This is a genomic window from Bacillus sp. BSL6, from assembly GCF_052928345.1.
Genome location: NZ_JAVGCW010000002.1, coordinates 220,661 through 238,960 on the forward strand (window position 1 = coordinate 220,661; position 18,300 = coordinate 238,960).

23 protein-coding genes are annotated in these 18,300 nt (G+C 35.7%); 2 read left to right on the plus strand and 21 right to left on the minus strand.

Features of this window, described 5'->3' with window-relative positions; genetic code table 11:
• Positions 1–29: 29 nt before the first annotated feature.
• The 7 genes from RCJ96_RS07295 to RCJ96_RS07325 all read right to left on the minus strand — a co-directional run bounded on the left by RCJ96_RS07295 (position 30) and on the right by RCJ96_RS07325 (position 5,023).
• Positions 30–233, minus strand: coding sequence for a DUF2768 domain-containing protein (locus RCJ96_RS07295; protein WP_001288998.1), 204 nt, complete (start codon positions 231–233; stop codon positions 30–32).
• A 267-nt stretch (positions 234–500) separates the two neighbouring features.
• Entirely contained in the window at positions 501–752 is a 252-nt protein-coding gene (locus RCJ96_RS07300) for a stage VI sporulation protein F (RefSeq protein WP_000369754.1), read from the minus strand.
• A 115-nt stretch (positions 753–867) separates the two neighbouring features.
• Complete coding sequence (locus RCJ96_RS07305) at positions 868–1,890, minus strand: NAD(P)H-dependent glycerol-3-phosphate dehydrogenase (RefSeq protein WP_000161776.1); 1,023 nt, start codon at positions 1,888–1,890, stop codon at positions 868–870.
• Positions 1,891–1,908: 18 nt separating this feature from the next.
• Entirely contained in the window at positions 1,909–3,219 is a 1,311-nt protein-coding gene (der, locus tag RCJ96_RS07310; RefSeq protein WP_074609535.1) for a ribosome biogenesis GTPase Der, read from the minus strand.
• 124 nt (positions 3,220–3,343) lie between these two features.
• Positions 3,344–3,529 (minus strand): capping complex subunit for YIEGIA, encoded by a 186-nt coding sequence (locus RCJ96_RS07315; RefSeq protein ID WP_000979054.1) that lies wholly within the window; start codon positions 3,527–3,529, stop codon positions 3,344–3,346.
• Positions 3,526–4,419 (minus strand): YIEGIA family protein, encoded by an 894-nt coding sequence (locus tag RCJ96_RS07320; RefSeq protein WP_074609537.1) that lies wholly within the window; start codon positions 4,417–4,419, stop codon positions 3,526–3,528. The genes RCJ96_RS07315 and RCJ96_RS07320 overlap by 4 nt, the downstream gene beginning before the upstream one ends.
• Positions 4,412–5,023, minus strand: coding sequence for a YphA family membrane protein (locus RCJ96_RS07325; protein WP_074609539.1), 612 nt, complete (start codon positions 5,021–5,023; stop codon positions 4,412–4,414). Before RCJ96_RS07325 ends, RCJ96_RS07320 begins: the two co-directional genes overlap by 8 nt.
• A gap of 116 nt (positions 5,024–5,139) precedes the next feature.
• On the opposite strand from RCJ96_RS07325, the gene RCJ96_RS07330 reads away from it, so the two are divergent.
• On the plus strand, positions 5,140–5,274 hold the full coding sequence (locus tag RCJ96_RS07330; protein WP_000513900.1) for a YpzI family protein: 135 nt from the start codon (positions 5,140–5,142) through the stop codon (positions 5,272–5,274).
• 64 nt (positions 5,275–5,338) lie between these two features.
• On the opposite strand, the gene RCJ96_RS07335 is transcribed toward RCJ96_RS07330, so the two are convergent.
• The 5 genes from RCJ96_RS07335 to RCJ96_RS07355 form a co-directional block, all read right to left on the minus strand.
• A complete protein-coding gene (locus RCJ96_RS07335) occupies positions 5,339–6,655 on the minus strand; it encodes a hypothetical protein (RefSeq protein WP_416504191.1) in 1,317 nt (438 codons plus the stop codon).
• A 178-nt stretch (positions 6,656–6,833) separates the two neighbouring features.
• Positions 6,834–7,883: a type 2 isopentenyl-diphosphate Delta-isomerase gene (locus RCJ96_RS07340; RefSeq protein ID WP_270794547.1), complete on the minus strand. Its 1,050-nt coding sequence runs from the start codon at positions 7,881–7,883 to the stop codon at positions 6,834–6,836.
• A 12-nt stretch (positions 7,884–7,895) separates the two neighbouring features.
• Positions 7,896–9,044 (minus strand): 30S ribosomal protein S1, encoded by a 1,149-nt coding sequence (gene rpsA, locus RCJ96_RS07345; RefSeq protein ID WP_000229574.1) that lies wholly within the window; start codon positions 9,042–9,044, stop codon positions 7,896–7,898.
• A gap of 333 nt (positions 9,045–9,377) precedes the next feature.
• Entirely contained in the window at positions 9,378–10,055 is a 678-nt protein-coding gene (gene cmk / locus RCJ96_RS07350; RefSeq protein WP_000361264.1) for a (d)CMP kinase, read from the minus strand.
• Between the two features lie 128 nt (positions 10,056–10,183).
• Positions 10,184–10,357 carry a YpfB family protein gene (locus tag RCJ96_RS07355; RefSeq protein ID WP_000738053.1) on the minus strand — a complete coding sequence of 58 codons (174 nt, stop codon included), beginning with the start codon at positions 10,355–10,357 and terminating at the stop codon, positions 10,184–10,186.
• 179 nt (positions 10,358–10,536) lie between these two features.
• Between RCJ96_RS07355 and ansA the strand changes: the two genes are divergently transcribed.
• A complete protein-coding gene (gene ansA, locus RCJ96_RS07360) occupies positions 10,537–11,511 on the plus strand; it encodes an asparaginase (RefSeq protein ID WP_000822018.1) in 975 nt (324 codons plus the stop codon).
• Between the two features lie 38 nt (positions 11,512–11,549).
• On the opposite strand, the gene RCJ96_RS07365 is transcribed toward ansA, so the two are convergent.
• The 9 genes from RCJ96_RS07365 to RCJ96_RS07405 all read right to left on the minus strand — a co-directional run bounded on the left by RCJ96_RS07365 (position 11,550) and on the right by RCJ96_RS07405 (position 18,295).
• On the minus strand, positions 11,550–12,530 hold the full coding sequence (locus RCJ96_RS07365; protein ID WP_001168490.1) for a YpdA family putative bacillithiol disulfide reductase: 981 nt from the start codon (positions 12,528–12,530) through the stop codon (positions 11,550–11,552).
• Between the two features lie 109 nt (positions 12,531–12,639).
• On the minus strand, positions 12,640–13,170 hold the full coding sequence (locus RCJ96_RS07370; RefSeq protein ID WP_001240643.1) for a peptidoglycan recognition protein family protein: 531 nt from the start codon (positions 13,168–13,170) through the stop codon (positions 12,640–12,642).
• Between the two features lie 79 nt (positions 13,171–13,249).
• The gene (locus RCJ96_RS07375; protein WP_001983018.1) at positions 13,250–13,486 is read right to left on the minus strand and encodes a DUF3961 domain-containing protein; all 237 of its coding nucleotides are present in this window, start codon (positions 13,484–13,486) and stop codon (positions 13,250–13,252) included.
• Positions 13,487–13,578: 92 nt separating this feature from the next.
• Positions 13,579–13,788 (minus strand): hypothetical protein, encoded by a 210-nt coding sequence (locus RCJ96_RS07380; RefSeq protein ID WP_000428478.1) that lies wholly within the window; start codon positions 13,786–13,788, stop codon positions 13,579–13,581.
• Positions 13,789–13,866: 78 nt separating this feature from the next.
• Positions 13,867–15,153, minus strand: coding sequence for an NAD-specific glutamate dehydrogenase (gene gudB, locus RCJ96_RS07385; RefSeq protein WP_000225170.1), 1,287 nt, complete (start codon positions 15,151–15,153; stop codon positions 13,867–13,869).
• A 267-nt stretch (positions 15,154–15,420) separates the two neighbouring features.
• Positions 15,421–16,029 (minus strand): genetic competence negative regulator, encoded by a 609-nt coding sequence (locus RCJ96_RS07390; RefSeq protein WP_001235392.1) that lies wholly within the window; start codon positions 16,027–16,029, stop codon positions 15,421–15,423.
• A 77-nt stretch (positions 16,030–16,106) separates the two neighbouring features.
• A complete protein-coding gene (locus RCJ96_RS07395) occupies positions 16,107–16,982 on the minus strand; it encodes a MerR family transcriptional regulator (RefSeq protein ID WP_139302866.1) in 876 nt (291 codons plus the stop codon).
• Entirely contained in the window at positions 16,982–17,758 is a 777-nt protein-coding gene (locus RCJ96_RS07400; RefSeq protein WP_000637818.1) for a metallophosphoesterase, read from the minus strand. The genes RCJ96_RS07395 and RCJ96_RS07400 overlap by 1 nt, the downstream gene beginning before the upstream one ends.
• Before the next feature lie 57 nt (positions 17,759–17,815).
• The gene (locus RCJ96_RS07405; protein ID WP_074609545.1) at positions 17,816–18,295 is read right to left on the minus strand and encodes a LysM peptidoglycan-binding domain-containing protein; all 480 of its coding nucleotides are present in this window, start codon (positions 18,293–18,295) and stop codon (positions 17,816–17,818) included.
• Positions 18,296–18,300: the final 5 nt, after the last annotated feature.

The window sequence follows — 18,300 nt, forward strand, 5'->3', positions numbered from 1 at the left end:
CTAATATAACTTACTCCGTACCATGCCCTTTACTGCTGTACAGGACCACTAAATACAACAAGAAAAATAACAATTCCTGACACAATCATGAGGGTGTACGCTACCAATGCTGTAATCCCTTTCAAAACTTTATTCTTTATTTTATATCTGCTTAGTAAAATAAAACTTACTGCAAAAAACATAAATCCAATTGCTCCTAAAGCAAACCACATTTTTATAAGCCCTTCCGACATATACACACCCCTTTTTATTAATCTATTTTTATACTATTTTAACAAATTAAAATCTTTAAACAAATACAAAAAAGAACATTTTACTACAAATCGAGAATATGTAGTTTTAATCAATAGGTTTTTCAGCATTTTCCACCAGTCTAGATAAAAATAAAACCGAAGCGAGCATATCTCTCGCTTCGGTTGACCAAATATGCCCAAAACAGCTCTATTCCCATACTTTCATGGCTATCATATGCACTCTACAAACTCTTTGTTTCTCATATTTTATTTTTTAAACATTTTGCTTAACGAGCCAAAATCTGTCGGCATATTATTGTTAATAATTGCTTTAACAATTTGATCCTCTTGTTCTTTCGGCACTTCACGTCCTGCCATAAGAGCCACTTGATGAATCAATTGACGAAGTACAGTCTCATCACGTAAATTCGCATTTTGTACCGATGATGCTAATTTAAAAATATCTTCTTTATTCACTTTCGCTTCTTTTTCAATGTTATTAAAAATGTTGTTATCCATTCTTTTCACCCTCTCCTCAAGTTACTCTTCATCCTATGCAAAAATAAAAAAATGGTGAAAAGACCCAAAAAAATAAAAAGCGACAGAAGTACAAATGTACTTCTGTCGCTTTTCTTTAAAGTAAGTCAGGTATAGCTTCCACTTCGTGTTTTCGAACACGCCCCATTAATGAGCCTACTGCATCTTTTACATTATTCCCATTGAATAGCACATCATATAAAGCAGCTGTAATCGGCATTTCTACTTCCATTTTTTCTGCCAATTCATGAGCAGCTTTCGTTGTTCTTACACCTTCGACAACCATACCCATACTTTCTAACACTTCTTCTAAAGAGTGTCCTTTTCCAAGCATATTTCCAGCACGCCAATTTCGGCTATGAACACTTGTACAAGTTACAATTAAGTCACCCATACCAGTTAGTCCAGCAAACGTTAACGGATTTCCGCCCATTTTTCTTCCTAAACGAGCAATCTCCGTTAAACCACGTGTCATTAATGCCGCTTTCGCATTATCACCTAATCCAAGGCCATCAGTTATCCCAGCAGCTAATGCGATAATATTTTTTAACGCACCACCAAGTTCAACTCCAACGATATCTGGATTTGTGTATACACGGAAGTAACTATTCATAAACAAATCTTGTACTTCCTCAGCCGCTTCCATACGCTTTGCTGCAGACGTAACAGTTGTCGCTTGACGCAACCCTACTTCTTCAGCATGACTCGGTCCAGACAGTACAACAACATCTTTAATCAAGTCCTCTGGAATTTCTTCCTCAATCACTTCCGAAATACGTTTTGACGTACCAGGTTCAATTCCTTTACTTGCATGAATCCAAGTAGTCGGACCTGCCACATATTTCTTCATATCTTGCAGTACTTCTCTATACGCTTTCGTTGGTACTACAAGAAGTACTACATTTACATCTACTAATGCTTCTTCTAAAGAAGAGTAGGCTACGATTGTGCTTGGCAATGTAATTCCTGGGAGATATCGACTATTCTCATGTTTTGTATTAATCTCATCCATAAGTTCAGAACGATTTCCCCAAATACGTACATCATGCCCATTGTCAGCTAATACCATCGCTAACGCTGTTCCCCAGCTACCTGCTCCAACTACTGTGATTTTTGTCATAAAATCACATCCTCTCCATTAGTCTCTTGCTCTAGCGATAATGTGAATCGGTGTTCCTACAAAGCCGAATGATTCACGTAAACGATTCTTTAAGAAGCGCTCATATGAGAAGTGCAATAGTTCTGGATCGTTTACAAACACAACAAATGTTGGTGGTTTTACCGCAACTTGTGTTGCATAGAAAATCTTCAGACGACTACCATTATGCGTTGGCGTTGGATTCATCGCTACCGCATCCATAATTACATCATTTAATACGTTCGTTTGAATACGGATACTATGGCTTTCATTTACCTGATCGATAACCGGTATTAGCGTTTGTGTACGTTTTCTCGTTTTTGCAGATAAGAATACAATCGGTGCGTACTCTAAAAATTGGAAATGAGCACGGATGTTTTCTTCAAATGCTTTCATTGTTTTCTCGTCTTTTTTCACTGCGTCCCATTTGTTTACAACGATCACGACAGCTCGCCCTGAATCATGAGCGTATCCAGCGATTTTTTTATCTTGTTCAATAATTCCTTCTTCACCGTCTAAAACGACTAAAACAACGTCAGAACGTTCAATCGCTCTTAGTGCACGAAGTACACTATACTTTTCTGTACTTTCATACACTTTCCCTTTTTTACGCATACCAGCTGTATCGATAATTACATAATCTTTCCCATCTTTACTATATGGTGTATCGACCGCATCACGAGTTGTTCCTGCTACATTACTAACAATTACACGCTCTTGACCAAGAAGAGCATTTACAAGTGATGATTTCCCTACGTTTGGACGTCCAATTAAAGAGAAACGAATTGTATCTTCATCATATCCGTCTTCTTCAATCTTTGGAAAATGCTGTGCAGCTTCGTCTAATAAGTCACCTAATCCTAATCCGTGTGTACCTGAAATTGGGAATGGCTCACCAAATCCTAATGCATAGAAATCATAAATGTCACTGCGCATTTCCGGATTGTCCACTTTATTTACTGCAAGTACAACTGGTTTATTTGAACGATATAATATTTTCGCAACTTCTTCATCAGCTGCTGTTACACCGTCACGACCATTTGTCATAAAAATGATAACATCCGCTTCATCAATCGCTACTTCAGCTTGTTGACGAATTTGTGTCAAAAATGGCTCGTCTCCAATATCAATTCCACCTGTATCAATAATGTTAAATTCATGATTTAACCATTCTCCAGCGCTGTAAATACGATCGCGCGTTACACCTGGAATATCTTCTACAATTGAAACTCTCTCTCCAACAATTCTATTGAAAATAGTAGATTTCCCTACGTTCGGGCGGCCTACTATTGCTATTACTGGTTTCGGCATATACTTTCATCCTTTCAACTTGCTTCTGTTTATTATGTAAAAAACCCTTCTTTGTGCAAGAAGGGATTTGCATTCCAGAATATTTCTCAGCGTATCAAAACACCTCACATTATAACACACGTTGCTAATGTTTCACAATAATATATACATTCTCTTGTAAGCGATGCGCAATGCCATCTAGAATTGCCTCTAAATTATTTGCAACAAATTCTAACTCCTCTGTCGATTCACAAGTAAACAGAGGGGCACCACCAGCAAATTTCTCCGGAGTCGTTGTAATAACTGCAAGAATTACACTTTCTAACATCATCTCTTATCTCCCCTTCCTTTCGGGGCTTCCGATGACATATGAACAGCACTTTCTAACGTCGGCACGTTCCCTATGACACCTATCGCTTTCTCCACATCTTGATCTTGTGGTAAGACAAAGATTCCAACCCTGCCATCCTCTAAATCACGCTTTGCTAGCGGCGCAAGTGCCGGCGTACCAGAATCTCTATAAATCCCTAAAGCAACAGAAACATCATGTAAAATAGCCTGGCGTTGCCCTAAGTTTGAGATTGTCACCATCGCATCAATTGATTTTGGCCTTAAAATAAAACCCATTCCATACTTCATAATTTCCTCTTGTCTTGCTGGCAATCCAATATTCATAATGTAAATATTATCAATATATAGCCCCGCTCCTTCAAAACGAAGTGGAACATGCTCGATATCAACAAGATCATGTAACCTCTTACCAGACATTAATGTTTTCGCGATAAAAAATGCGATTATGGCCATAATTACTCCGGCAATCCATGAACGAAATCCTATATACGCAAACGTCGTTGCAAACGACGTTAACATCGCCAAATAGTTGCGACTTTCAAAAACTAATGCAATTCCTTCAATATATGTATTCCCACGCGGTACAAGCTCATATCCATCTAATTGTTGAAGTGTATTCCTTTCCATGTTACGCACATCACGAAACTGTGTCGCTGCTAACGTAAGAAACGTAATGGCAGAAAAATCTTTTTTCAAAATGGATGGAATCGCGATTGCTCCTAAAGCCGCTGCAATTAATCCCATCGCAATGTGAATAATTTTCCCATGGAGCCTCGTCGGATATTGCCGCGTATCTGTCCGAAGCATGAGCACTCTCGTTACTGTCCCTGCTATTACGCCGCATAAAATGGCCGGTGTATATTCAATCATGTATTACCCTCGCCTTTCTTTTACGTGTTTTCCTCTTAAACTGTTCCATGTGTACGGAGACTTTCGCAATCCAAAATAAAATTGCCATGAATAATGTAGAAACAGCAACGATATCAAAAAACGCTAAACTACCGTAATCGTAAGGAAAATGCAGTTTCCGAAAAATAATTGTCACAAACAATTCTCCCTGTAACATTCCTATATAAAGAGAACATAGTCGTAATATGCGATCCTCATGTAATAAAACGGATGCATATACAAGAGCACTACTTAACAAAAACAACCTGTCCACCACAATCCAAATTGGATCATATACTTCTAACAAATGAAAACTTGTATATAACATTGCAATAATAAGTGCCGAAAGTAAGCTATATATTTTTTTCCAAATAGAATAGAGCGTGAGTCCTATAAAAGCTATACCAGAAAGTAAAAGTGCATTTACTGATACCGTGAATGAAGCAATCGTTACATGTAACGGAGAGCAAATAATAAAAATCAATATACAGGCGCTTATCTTCCACCGAATAGAGTCCTTTTTCATAAAGAAAGTTACAACAATCCACCCTATCCAAGCTACAAAATAAAAAGTACTCCCTTCCATGATTTCACCTCCTATGTTTTCCATTATGGGAACTTTTTATGAAAGTTAATCCACTTTCTTCACGCATAGTTTTTTCCGATAACAGCAACACTTTTAATAAGGAGGTGCTATTCATTATGGGTAAAGATCGTCAAGAACGAAAACTAAGAGAATCTCGCCGCGTTGAATCTGATCGTGACCAATCACTACAATATCCGGGTGCAACTGGACTTGATACACCTGAGCAAGCTCGAAAACAGAATCAGCACTAATGAATACAAAAAGACGGTTTCGATATTGTACGAAACCGTCTTTTACATAATTCTTTCATATTTTCTACTCATAATATAATTCTTTTGTTTTAGCATTATAGATCCGATCACTTGACGTGGCATCAATCGTAACTATACCTGTTGGTTTTTTAGAATATGTAATAACATAATACGTTTGAAGAGAAGAATCTTTACTATTTACTTCTACACGTACATAATTCGTCTCCCCTAATTCTTTTAACCTTCGCTCCACTTCCTTCTTCACATCAGCAATATTTTCTCGTTCCTTTTTAACTTTTCTGCTTCCTATGATGTTTCCTTGATCAGAAAGTAAGACTACTTCAGCTGTACTTAAATCCACATCATTTGGTATATCGAAATAATAATTTACATATGAATCTTCTGATGGATTATTCTTGTCTTGTCCTAATTCCCTTGGCAATATTAACGCTTCCATCCCACTTCCTGCATTTACTATCGGATTCCTATACAATTTATTCCCAATTGAGATTGCAATATTCTCCGTTTTAATTGTCAATTGTGCTGTCGTTGAACTAGAACCCCCATCTCGCACATTTGAAGTTAATGAAATTTCTACTTTTTGATTATATCCAGAAATCGCCGTATCTTCTCTTATATTCCGCGCATGGATATTAACATCATCACTATTATACGTAATACGTCCTATTGTATTTTTACTATCTGAAGATACATTTTCTCCTTTTTTATTAACATCCGTATTCCCTAAATTATCGTAAGTTTTTTCTTGCTTCTTTTGACTCTTAAATTGCAATCTATTATTTTGTTTGATCATCAACCACTTATATTGAAACGTTTGCACGCGTTCTGGTTTTCCATTCGTATAATTCGTTTTATATGTCATTGAATAAGTTAATTCATTTTGTTCATCGTTATCCTTTTTCATAGCATCTATCTTAACGTCTAGTGCTACTGATTTAAAATCTTTTCTCTCTTTACACAATTTTATATAAGCGATTACATCTTTATACGCTTCATCTTGATTCGCATCCACGAAGTACGTCTTTAATCCCTCAGCAACACTTTCCTTTTCATTTGCACCACTTTCAATAAGTTTAGCATACGTGATCAAATCTTCCTTTACCGTATTCTCCGAAATAGTAACCTTTTCATTTTTGATTTCTTCATTATTCGGTTTTACATTTCTTTTTTCAGCAGATGTAACCTTCTTATTAGAATAACTATTATAGTACCAATAACTACCTATGCTAATTGTCCCAATAGCAATGAGACTTATAATAGAGATTAATATTTTCTTACTTTTGCCATATTTCTCTCCACAAACATGGCAAAAACTAGCCTCTTCCAATAATTCAGTAGTACACTTTCTACATTTCCTCATTTTTATAACCCCTTCTTCAAAAGAAACTTCTACAAAAACATCTGTATATCGTTAAATTATAATATAAAACGTCTATTTTTTCCATTTTTAGGATTATACGTAACAATAGCTCCCTTCCCGCGCTATAATTTTAAAAAAAGAAAAGAATACAAAAAAAACCAACCAAACGGTTGATTTTTTATCTTCTACTATAATGCGTCGTATCAATGCCACGCTGCGTTAACCAATGATACGTTTCGCCCTTTATAACAAGAGGTACGGACTGTAACTCTTCTATCGTCTTTGCACCGAGAGCTGTCATAATAAATTTCAAGTCTGCATGTAATAGATCAATTTCATCCACTAACTTCTCGATACCATCTTGCATTAAAATGCGTAAAAAATAGCCAGCGAATGCAGTTGTATTCGCCCCTAATGCGATTGCTTTCGCTACGTCAAGCGCTGTTTGTATACCCCCAGATGCAATAAAAGAGAGGTTATTATTTGTAGAGGTTGCTTCAATAATCGAGGTAGCTGTTTGTATGCCCCAGTTATTAAAATAAGAAAGCATTCGCTGTCTTCTTTCATTTTCAACAGCAGCAAAATTCGTACCACCTTGTCCGCCAATATCAATTGCCGTTACACCTATGCTCGCTAACTGTTGCATTGTTTCCTTACTCATCCCAAATCCAACTTCTTTTACAATGACAGGAACTTTACTATTTAAAACAATTTTCTCAATACGCTGAAGTACACCAGTAAAGTCACGGTCTCCTTCTGGCATCGTTAACTCTTGTATGACATTTAAATGAATTTGCAATGCATTCGCTTCAACCATATCAACAGCACGCTCTGCCTGTTCAACAGTTGCCTCACTACCTAAATTAGCAAAGAAAATACCATTTGGATTTACCTTTCTAATAATCTTATAAGAAGCTGCCTCACTTTCATCTTTTAACGCCGCCATTTGCGAACCTACAGCCATAGCAAGGTTATGATGTTTCGCTACATATGCTAATTGCTCATTAATATGTAACGTTTTCTCTCCTCCACCACCAGTCATCGCATTGATAAAAATCGGCGAACTTAGTGAAAGTTCGCCGATTTTTGTTTCACATGTTATTGTGTCATAATTTGAATTTGGCAAGCTTTGATGCACAAAATCAATATCATGAAAGCCATGCGTACGAGACTGACCAGTAGAAAGAGCGTATTCAATATGATCTAATTTACGTTTTGCCCTTACCACTTGTACCCCTCTTTATTTTTTTAATTTTTTCAGTTGTTCACCAATAATGTCACTTAATTGGAAAGTAGCAGAATCAGCATTCGGTTCATACTGACTATAATCTTCAGTTACATTATTTTCCTCAAGCGCTTCTTTTATACTTAAAGAAATACGTTTCTCTGCTACATGCACTTCAAGCACTTTCACTTTTACTTCTTGTCCCATTTCCAATACTTCATTTGGATTCTTCACATGACGATTTGCAATTTGAGATACATGCACAAGACCTTCAACGCCCGGTAAAATTTCAACGAATGCACCGAATGTAACAAGACGCTTTACTACTCCTTCACGAATATCTCCAGCTTTTACTTCGCCACCAACATTTTCCCAAGGTCCCGGTTGAGCTGCTTTAATTGATAAAGAAATACGTTGTGTGTCAGCATCAACAGATAATACCTTTACTTTTACCTTTTGACCTTGCTCTAATACTTCAGAAGGTTGCTCTACACGTTCGTGCGAAATTTGTGAAATATGAACTAAACCGTCCACGCCCCCAACGTTAACGAAAGCGCCGAAGTCAGTTAGTCGTTGCACTGTTCCTTCAACAACGTCTCCTTCTTTTAATGAAGAAATCGCTTCTTTCTTCTTAGAATCTAGTTCTAATTCTACTACCGCTTTATGTGAAAGGATTACACGATTTTTTTCACGGTCTAATTCAACAATTTTCACGGCTAACGTTTTGCCTTTATAGTCAGTAAAATCTTCTACATAATGTACTTCTACAAGTGAAGCCGGGATAAAACCACGAACACCAAGGTCCACAACTAATCCACCATTCACGATATCTTTTACGGTAACATCAAATACATGACCAGAATTAAATTTCTCTTGTAATTCTACCCATGCTTTTTCTGCATCAACAGCACGTTTAGATAATACAAGATCATTCTCTTCTAATTTAATAACCTTTAATTCTAGTGTTTGATCTAATTCTACAACATCGCTTGCTTTTTCAATATGAACGTTAGCTAATTCACTAATTGGAATTACGCCATCTGTTTTGTATCCAACATTTACAAGCACTTGTTTCTCTTCAACTTTCGTTACAGAACCTGTAACAACGTCACCAACTTGTAATTCTTTTGAATCCATAACTTCTTCATTCATTTTCTCTACCATGGAAATACCTCCCTACAGAATTGACAAAGCATTTTTTATGTATATACGAAATGAAAACAATTGTTTTCATTTGCATGTTTAAGAATTTATCATCACATACGTAAGCTTCATACATTTCACTAGAAAATATATTAAACCTATATAAATAGTATACAGCAAAATCATGTTGAAGAAAGTATGTTTTGAAATATAATAGCGAATATATTCTGACAGTTTTATTCCTCTTTAACTAACTTCTTATAAATCCGGTCATTTGTCAAGGAAAGAGACTCACAATTCACGTATCCTTTACATTTTTATATAAACAAAAAAGAAAGAGGCTACCCCCTTTCTTTATTTCGCAAACACTCCCGAAACAATACCCATAATTTTTTGGACAACTTCTTCAATTGATAAAGAAGTTGTATCTAATTCCAATGCATCATCAGCTTTTTTTAGAGGAGAAACTTCGCGTTCTGAATCTAATTTATCACGCTGAGCAATTTCTTCTTTTAACTGCTCTAAATTAGAATCGAAACCTTTATTCATATTTTCTAAATGTCTTCTTTCTGCTCTTTCTTCAACAGAAGCAAGCATAAAGATCTTCACTTCAGCATCTGGTAACACATGTGTACCAATATCACGACCATCCATTACAACGCCGCCTTTTTCCGCTAACTCTTGTTGACGACGTACCATTTCTTCACGAACAAGGCGATGTTTTGCCACAATCGATACTCGATTCGTCACCTCAGGTGTACGAATGACTTCCGAAACATCTTGTCCATTTAAAAATACAAGTTGTGTATTTTCTCCTTGCTGAAACTCGATTTTCACATTCTTTACAACTTCCATTAGCTGCTCTTCATTTTCAATATCCACTTTTTGCTCAAGGGCTGCGTATGTAATCGTACGATACATTGCGCCTGTATCAATATAAACGTAAGAAAGCTTCTTCGCTACAACTTTCGCAACTGTACTTTTTCCAGCAGCTGCTGGACCATCTATAGCAATTGAAATTCTTTTATCCATCGTAACACCTCATTTTTTCGCTTATAAAACAAAACGAAAAGCAGGTATTCTCCTGCTTCTTCTCATTTGCTTCACGTCATTAAATCCTCAATTATTGTAGCATAATCCTTCATAGAAGAAAATGAAAACTACCTATTCACCTGTAAGATTTTCGTTTTGTTTTTTACCATAACACCTTCATAATAAACAATTTTAGATAAATATTTCACCGATGATTTATGTATAAATAATAATTGTACAACACAAAGACAAATAAATTGTATTATTAATATACGAATAAAAATTCTCTCCATCTTTTTCACCGTAATTGCTCCCTCTTATACTATATTTTTACATTTCATTTTGTTATTTTATACATCGTACATATAGCAGTTCATTTTATTGTCATTTTCGAGGCATACTTTTATACATTTCCATTGTCGAATTTACTCAAAACATGTTATGTTCTAAATGTATTTTTTACTTGAAAGGGGTATAAGCATTGAAAAGAATCCTAGTTTTACACACAGGTGGAACAATTGCAATGGAGGAAGATAAAGAAACTGGGGTCGTACAACCAGGTGAAAAAAATCCTCTTTTAAAATTCATTCCTGATTTAGAAGGCGATGTTGATTTAATCGTTGAAGATGTGTTCCATCTACCATCTCCTCATATGACACCAAGCGAAATGTTACAATTACAAGTCATCATTGATGAAAGAGTAAAACAAGACAACATTCATGGCGTAGTCATTACGCATGGTACGGATACATTAGAAGAAACAGCCTATTTCTTAGATTTAACAGTACAAGCAACTATTCCGATCGTTGTAACAGGTGCAATGCGATCTAGCAATGAATTAGGTGCTGATGGTCTATATAACTTCTTATCAGCTGTAAAAGTCGCTAGCAGTAGTGAAGCCGCAGAAAAAGGTGTTTTAGTCGTATTAAACGACGAAATTCATTGCGCTACAAACGTAACGAAAACACATACAAGCAATGTAGCAACATTCCAAAGTCCACAGTATGGACCAATTGGTATGGTAACAAAGCGCGGCGTTGTATTCCACCATGCTTTAGTACATCACGAAACATATTCAGTAAATAAAATTTCTAAAAATGTAGTCGTTCTAAAAGCGTACGCTGGTATGGACGATACATTGTTAGCAGCAATTGAAAATCTTCCAGTAGACGGGATTGTTATTGAAGCACTTGGACAAGGTAATTTACCTCCAAGAACACTTCCTAGTCTAGAACGATTAATAAACAAAGGAATTCCCGTCGTATTAGTTTCTCGCTGTTTCAACGGCATCGTTCAAGATGTATATTCATATGAAGGTGGCGGCAAGCAATTAAAAGATATGGGTATTGTATTCACATACGGTTTAAACGCTCAAAAAGCACGTATTAAATTATTAGTTGCATTAGAGAATACAACTTCTCATGAAACAATCCAAAACATGTTTATGCATGATTAAAAAAAGAAGCTGTCGAAGTTTATTTCGACAGCTTCTTTTTACATTTCTCTTGTTGCGATGGTTTGCGCAATTGCATCTCCATGAAATCGACCGTTCTCAATAAATATTTCATTTGCATTATTTCCAGCGGCAATTACACCTGCAATGAAAATATTTGCAGCGTTCGTTTCCATCGTATCCTCTGCATAAATTGGACGTCCTGTCGCTTCATCAATCCGAACACCCATCTTTGTTAAGAAGCTATGATCTGGATGATAACCAGTCATCGCAAATACAAAATCATTTTGGATTGTAGTTGTCTCGCCATCAACCGTATACGTTAATGTATGTTCAGTAATTTCTTTCACATGAGCCCCGAAATGCATGTGAATTGTACCATTTCGGACTAACGCCTCAAACTCTGGCAAAATCCACGGTTTTATGCTTGGTGAATACTCACTTCCGCGATATAATACCGTTACACGCGCACCAGCTTTAACAAGCTCTAACGCGGCATCTACACTCGAGTTTTTCCCACCTATAACTACTACATCTCGATCAAAATAAGGATGTCCTTCTTTAAAATAGTGAGCTACCTTCTTCAATTCTTCACCTGGAACGTTCATATAATTTGGATTGTCATAATATCCAGTTGCTACAACAATATATTTCGCTATATATATTTCTTTACTTCCATCACGCTTTGTCGTTTCAACCTGAAAAACTTCTCCATCTTTTTGAACTTTCTCCACTCGTTCAAAAGCATTTACACGTACAGATTTACGCTTTACTACTTCACGATAATACGCAAGCGCTTGATTTCGAACAGGCTTACGATTTTCTGTAATAAAAGCTACATCACCAATTTCTAATTTTTCACTAGAGGAGAAAAATGTTTGATGAGTTGGATAATTATAAATCGCATTTACAATGTTTCCTTTTTCAATTACTAACGGATTTATCCCTACCTTTTGCAACGAAATTGCTGCTGCTAATCCGCACGGACCGCCTCCAATTATAATAGCTGTTTCTTTCTGCATACTCGGTTCACTCCTAGTCTTCTACCAATACACTATTTATAAAAACAAGAAAAAACCTACTTACAGCAGTAGGCACCTATCTTTATTGTATTCATTTTTCATATATTTGTCATCTAAACGAAACGTACATCCGATAGACATCTGCTAAAAACTGCTGAAATTTAATACCTTGTTTCCCTAATACATTTTCAGGATCAATCTTTCTAGCTGGGTCAAGTGTTTTATGTGATACGATATCTTTTTTCGGATTCAAGCCGAAGTTTTGACATAAATACGCATGATACCACGTAAAACGGGTATATGCTTCCCAAAAGTTAACATCACCACCATAACAAAGCTCCACTCCAATGGCAGCCTTATTAGCATCATACCCATATAAGTCATTATCTGTCGGCACACCATATCGAACATGGTAGGCAACTTCATTTATAGGAATAATTTCCAATATTGTTTTATCATCTATAAATGTATGTGCCGAAGCTTTCGGCTGTATTTCATTAAAATAATCCCGATTCCCAATCGCATTGCTACCAGGATTCCCCGTATCATGGCTTACAATAAACCTTACTTTAGAAAGAGGAATACCCGGTCGTGAACTTCCATATCCAATATAGTTACGCTCTATAGGAAACATCGCCATTACTACCAACTCCCGCTTCAGAAGATTACCTTACTTCTTTATATATGTATTCGGTAGCAATGTCCTTATAGCATATTTCTTACGCGAAGAGAAAATCGAAAATATTTGATGTGAACACCATAAATAATAAAATACTTACAGCAACTCCATAAAAACCGTAAAACCAAACACAATCTTCTTTCGTATCTAAACCGAAAAATTTATTTACTGATTGTAATAATGTGCCGCGCTTACTTTGTTTGTTTCTTAACACTTCCACTCGTTCTACAACATCCGCTGGCATCATAAATCTTTGGTCTACTGTCATTTTCATCATTTATCTCTCCTTAAAATCATTTCCGTTTTGTTTATCTAAGGAGATTATAGCACGTTTGTTCGTATAGAACAAGCGTTCTTTTTGTTTTTATTTTATTTTTCGGCAAATCCAGTAAGAATCGTGATTACAAAGGCGATAATTGGCCCTACTACAACCGCACCAAATATTAAAAACAGTAGCCCTTCCCCGAACACCCGAACAATACTTGTCTTTTTGGCTTTCGTCGTTCTTGCAAGTTCTCCCTCTAACCTCTTAACCTTTTCTTCTAATTGTTCTACTCGTTCCATCATTTTATTTTCCATACACAACACCTCACTCTAATACTTCAACAAAAAAACGTGATCCCCTCGAAAGGAATCACGTTTTCTCACAATATAATATTATACCCAACCTCTAAAGCGACTTGCTTCAGCCATTTTACGAACACCGACCATATACGCCGCTAAACGCATGTTCACTTTACGAACTTGTGCTGTTTCATAAATAGAATCAAACGATCTTACCATTACTTTTTCTAAACGTTGTTCTACTTCTTCTTCAGTCCAGTAGTAACCTTGGTTATTTTGTACCCACTCAAAGTAAGATACTGTTACCCCACCAGCACTTGCTAATACGTCTGGAACAAGTAAAATTCCGCGATCTGTTAAAATTTTAGTTGCTTCTAATGTTGTTGGACCATTTGCAGCTTCAACAACGATTTTTGCTTTAATATCATTAGCATTTTCTTCTGTAATTTGGTTCTCAATTGCAGCTGGAACTAAAATGTCGCAATCAAGTTCTAACAATTCTTTGTTTGAAATTGTATTATTAAATAGTTTTGTTACTGTACCGAAGCTATCACGACGGTCTAATAAATAATCAATATCTAATCCGTTTGGATCATGTAATGCGCCGTAAGCATCTGAGATCGCAATAACTTTCGCACCTGCATCATGCATAAATTTAGCTAAGAAGCTACCAGCATTACCGAATCCTTGAACAACAACGCGTGCACCTTTAATATCAATGTCGCGTTTTTTTGCAGCTTCGCGAATACAAATTGTAACACCTTTCGCTGTTGCTGTTTCACGTCCATGTGATCCACCTAATACAAGTGGCTTACCTGTAATAAATCCTGGTGAATTAAATTCGTCAATACGGCTATACTCATCCATCATCCATGCCATAATTTGAGAGTTTGTGAATACATCTGGAGCTGGAATATCTTTCGTCGGTCCTACGATTTGGCTAATTGCTCGTACATAACCGCGGCTTAATCTTTCTAACTCACGGAATGACATTTCACGCGGGTCACAGATAATTCCACCTTTACCTCCGCCATATGGTAAATCAACAATACCACATTTTAAACTCATCCAAATTGAAAGTGCTTTCACTTCATTTTCTGTTACATTCGGATGGAAGCGAATTCCACCTTTCGTTGGACCAACAGCATCATTATGTTGCGCACGATATCCTGTAAATATTTTAACAGTCCCGTCATCCATACGAACTGGTATTTTCACTGTCATCATACGAATTGGCTCTTTTAATAATTCATATACTTCGTTTGGATAACCCAATTTTTCTAACGCTTCACTAATAACAATTTGTGTTGAATTCAATAGTTCAAAATGTTGTTCCCTTTGTTGTTGTGTTTTTGTTTGAGTTCCCTTTTCGGCTACCATAGTAAGTAAACCCCCTGTAATTTCACTTGTTTAGTAAACCTTCATTGCCTAGTATACACCGTTAAATTTGGAATGCAATAGAAAACGCTAACAAATATATACAAAGTATTTTGTTTTGCAAGCGTTTTCACTATCATTATAGTCCTTTTATTGCTTTTAGAAAAGTAAAATACTTAAATATTTAAATATTTTTTATTTCACTTAAACACAGCACTTTAAAAAGATACATTTAAGTAAAATAAAAAACAAAACCTTAGCTATGTTATATTAGCTAAGGTTTTGTTTTTTCACAAAGTAATTGTGTATTTGTTCAATTGCTTGAGAAGCCATTAATTCTTTACCATACTCCATTAGACGATAAATAGTTGCTGTAGACGGATTACCATATTCCGCTAAAATAGCTATAAAATCTGCCTTCAGTAATTGTATTTGCTCCTCTTCTTCCATCCAAAGATAGAAACGCCCATCCCACGTATATAATTTTCCGCCAGTTACATCAAGGTTATATAAACGATTCGACAGGTTAATTACGTCATCTAGTGTAGCAAACTCATAAAGGATATGCTCGCTTTCATCTAGAGTCACTTGCATTTCAATAAATTCGTCACGGAACTCATCATCTGTATCCGCTTCTTGATGTTCTTTCGTTACAATTACGACCATTCCTTGCGCTTGTAGAGAAAATACTTCAACTGCAATCGGGCCATCCGCTTCAAATCCCAATTCTTTATTTGCTTCTTGCATCATATCACGAAATAATTGCTGTACTTTCGGTGCATTTCTCCACAAATCTTCTTTCGTTAATCCTCGTTCAGATAAATCATCAAATGTTAAGAAAATTTTTATCTTATTGTAATTTAATCGTTCCAGCCTCATCTCATACCCTCCCTACGCAACCAATGAATATAATTTTTATTATATGAAATAGAAAATAGATGGTTCTTTTCGAACAACTATTCTAACATTTTTAACCAATCATCCCATTCTTCTTTCGTATCACCAATTAGGCTTGTTTGAATGTTCAACTGATCTCCAGCACCTATTTCTCCTATAACCCCAACAGAAAGGTTTTCACTTTTTTCTTGCAACAAACTCAAGTAGCTCGTTGCGTTCTTCAGTTCTCGTCCGTCATCAAAAGAGATTACTACATATTTAGGTCTTATTTGCTCAACAGCTAACGTAATACTATCTTCCGCTAAGCTTGCCCTAATATATATCACCTCATATCCTTTTAATCGTAAATACGTTGAGAAAACAAACCCTTTCAACATATTACTTTCTAACACAACAACTTTGTGTATAGAAGAAAACGATGATGCATTATGATATACCATCCCTAGACGCGTTTGTAAAAATGATACGACATATTGGAATTGCACCATTGTAACTTCATTATTATTTTTTAACGTTAACAATTTATTTGACACTTGAAGAACAATACTTGCGATAACTTTTTCTGTTGCATAAATACTAAAAGCCTCGTTTAACAATGCAGAAGTTGTAATTTCATCAAATTTTAACAAAGCTTGTAGTAAATCGTCCACTAAAACAACTTCTCTATCGTAATGTATTTCATTTTGAACACTATTCTGCAAACGATTCCCTTCTAATAATTGAACTGCTTGTCCAATCATCATGCCGGAAGAAACCTTGTCCATTAACCATTTCAAAATTTGAATATGCTCTTCTGTATATAATCGATGCCCCGCATGATTCCGCTTTGGGGCAATCATTTGATATCTTCTTTCCCATGCACGAAGCGTACTTGGTTGAACTCCAATTATTTTTGAAACAGCTTTTATGTTATATTTTCCGTTTAGAGTTGGCATCATTTCCCTCCGCATAACGTAATAATATGTGTTTGAGCAGGTGCTCGGAAGCGAAGTGGAATCAACGTTGTTCCATACCCATTACTAACAAAAAGAGTTATATTTGAATGCTTATATACGCCACCTTTTAAATATTTTTTAGATGGGAATAATCGAATCTGCCCTCCATGTGTATGTCCACTTAGCACAAGTGAAATTTGTTCTTTTCCAGACATTTTATTTATTATATCAGGGTTGTGGCTAATTAATATACGAAAACCATCTTCTTTACAATCAGCCAACGCTAAATCTAAACGATCACGTTCCAAACCAACATCATCTACACCGAGCAAACAAATTTTCTCTCCTAATTCAGACTCAAATACAACTCTTGTATTATCTAAAACTTTCACATTATTTTCTAATAACAAAGCATCTAATTCATGATATTCAATTTCATAATCATTATTTCCCCATACAAAATATACAGGAGCTATCGCTCTTAGCTTTTGTATATTTGCAGAGATTTTCGATAAAGGGACACCTTTTTCCGCTAAATCACCACCAATAATTACAAGATCAACTCTTCCTTTTACTTGTTCAATTAACGAATTCGAAATGACCCTTCTATGAATATCAGATATAAAAAATACATTTACTTTTTGAAAACTTTTCGGAAATTCTTCAAATATTAAAGTATGTTCTAGCACCGTATTACGCATTGCTTCTGTATACATTACAAGAAGCATTATAATACCAATACAAACGAGAGTACTTAATAAGATAATCCATATCATATATTTTTACTCCCCTCCTCATAAAGATAATCCTCAGTTTTTATAGTAAGTATTTTACTAACTTTCTCGCTTTGTGGACTTATCTTTTATCGGAATTTTTAATTCTTGACCTACATTCACTTCATCTTTTTTTAAATCATTATACTTTTTAATCACTTCGATCCCAGTTTCATCTGAAAAATATTGCTTCGCTATACTTTCTAAAGTTTCTCCCTCTTTCACCGTATGCGTGACGACTTTCTCAGATGATGCCTCGGACCCAGATTTAGCTGAATCAAAAAAAATAACCTCAAATGCACTTTTTCCAGCGTTATTACTATCACTTTTCACCTGAATATATTTATCTGTATACCATAAGATGCTAATTGGTAGTAATATGAATAGAAATGTTAAAACTCGAACGAAAATATGATTCATTTTAAACTTTTGTTTTTTTTCTTTATTTCTATGAATTTCACTACGCGGCGGTAAACCTTCTTTTTCTTCCACTCGCTCAACTTCTAATTCCTCTTCAAAATCAGGAATTCGTTTCCTCATGTTGT

What these genes read in the sequence shown, in the direction of transcription:
- RCJ96_RS07295 (WP_001288998.1), bottom strand. Translation starts at nt 233, where the DNA reads ATGTCGGAAGGGCTTATAAAAATGTGGTTTGCTTTAGGAGCAATTGGA.
- RCJ96_RS07300 (WP_000369754.1), bottom strand. Translation starts at nt 752, where the DNA reads ATGGATAACAACATTTTTAATAACATTGAAAAAGAAGCGAAAGTGAAT.
- RCJ96_RS07305 (WP_000161776.1), bottom strand. Translation starts at nt 1,890, where the DNA reads ATGACAAAAATCACAGTAGTTGGAGCAGGTAGCTGGGGAACAGCGTTA.
- der (WP_074609535.1), bottom strand. Translation starts at nt 3,219, where the DNA reads ATGCCGAAACCAGTAATAGCAATAGTAGGCCGCCCGAACGTAGGGAAA.
- RCJ96_RS07315 (WP_000979054.1), bottom strand. Translation starts at nt 3,529, where the DNA reads ATGATGTTAGAAAGTGTAATTCTTGCAGTTATTACAACGACTCCGGAG.
- RCJ96_RS07320 (WP_074609537.1), bottom strand. Translation starts at nt 4,419, where the DNA reads ATGATTGAATATACACCGGCCATTTTATGCGGCGTAATAGCAGGGACA.
- RCJ96_RS07325 (WP_074609539.1), bottom strand. Translation starts at nt 5,023, where the DNA reads ATGGAAGGGAGTACTTTTTATTTTGTAGCTTGGATAGGGTGGATTGTT.
- RCJ96_RS07330 (WP_000513900.1), top strand. Translation starts at nt 5,140, where the DNA reads ATGGGTAAAGATCGTCAAGAACGAAAACTAAGAGAATCTCGCCGCGTT.
- RCJ96_RS07335 (WP_416504191.1), bottom strand. Translation starts at nt 6,655, where the DNA reads ATGAGGAAATGTAGAAAGTGTACTACTGAATTATTGGAAGAGGCTAGT.
- rpsA (WP_000229574.1), bottom strand. Translation starts at nt 9,044, where the DNA reads ATGGTAGAGAAAATGAATGAAGAAGTTATGGATTCAAAAGAATTACAA.
- cmk (WP_000361264.1), bottom strand. Translation starts at nt 10,055, where the DNA reads ATGGATAAAAGAATTTCAATTGCTATAGATGGTCCAGCAGCTGCTGGA.
- RCJ96_RS07365 (WP_001168490.1), bottom strand. Translation starts at nt 12,530, where the DNA reads ATGCAGAAAGAAACAGCTATTATAATTGGAGGCGGTCCGTGCGGATTA.
- RCJ96_RS07370 (WP_001240643.1), bottom strand. Translation starts at nt 13,170, where the DNA reads ATGGCGATGTTTCCTATAGAGCGTAACTATATTGGATATGGAAGTTCA.
- RCJ96_RS07375 (WP_001983018.1), bottom strand. Translation starts at nt 13,486, where the DNA reads ATGATGAAAATGACAGTAGACCAAAGATTTATGATGCCAGCGGATGTT.
- RCJ96_RS07380 (WP_000428478.1), bottom strand. Translation starts at nt 13,788, where the DNA reads ATGGAAAATAAAATGATGGAACGAGTAGAACAATTAGAAGAAAAGGTT.
- gudB (WP_000225170.1), bottom strand. Translation starts at nt 15,153, where the DNA reads ATGGTAGCCGAAAAGGGAACTCAAACAAAAACACAACAACAAAGGGAA.
- RCJ96_RS07390 (WP_001235392.1), bottom strand. Translation starts at nt 16,029, where the DNA reads ATGAGGCTGGAACGATTAAATTACAATAAGATAAAAATTTTCTTAACA.
- RCJ96_RS07395 (WP_139302866.1), bottom strand. Translation starts at nt 16,982, where the DNA reads ATGCCAACTCTAAACGGAAAATATAACATAAAAGCTGTTTCAAAAATA.
- RCJ96_RS07400 (WP_000637818.1), bottom strand. Translation starts at nt 17,758, where the DNA reads ATGATATGGATTATCTTATTAAGTACTCTCGTTTGTATTGGTATTATA.
- RCJ96_RS07405 (WP_074609545.1), bottom strand. Translation starts at nt 18,295, where the DNA reads ATGAGGAAACGAATTCCTGATTTTGAAGAGGAATTAGAAGTTGAGCGA.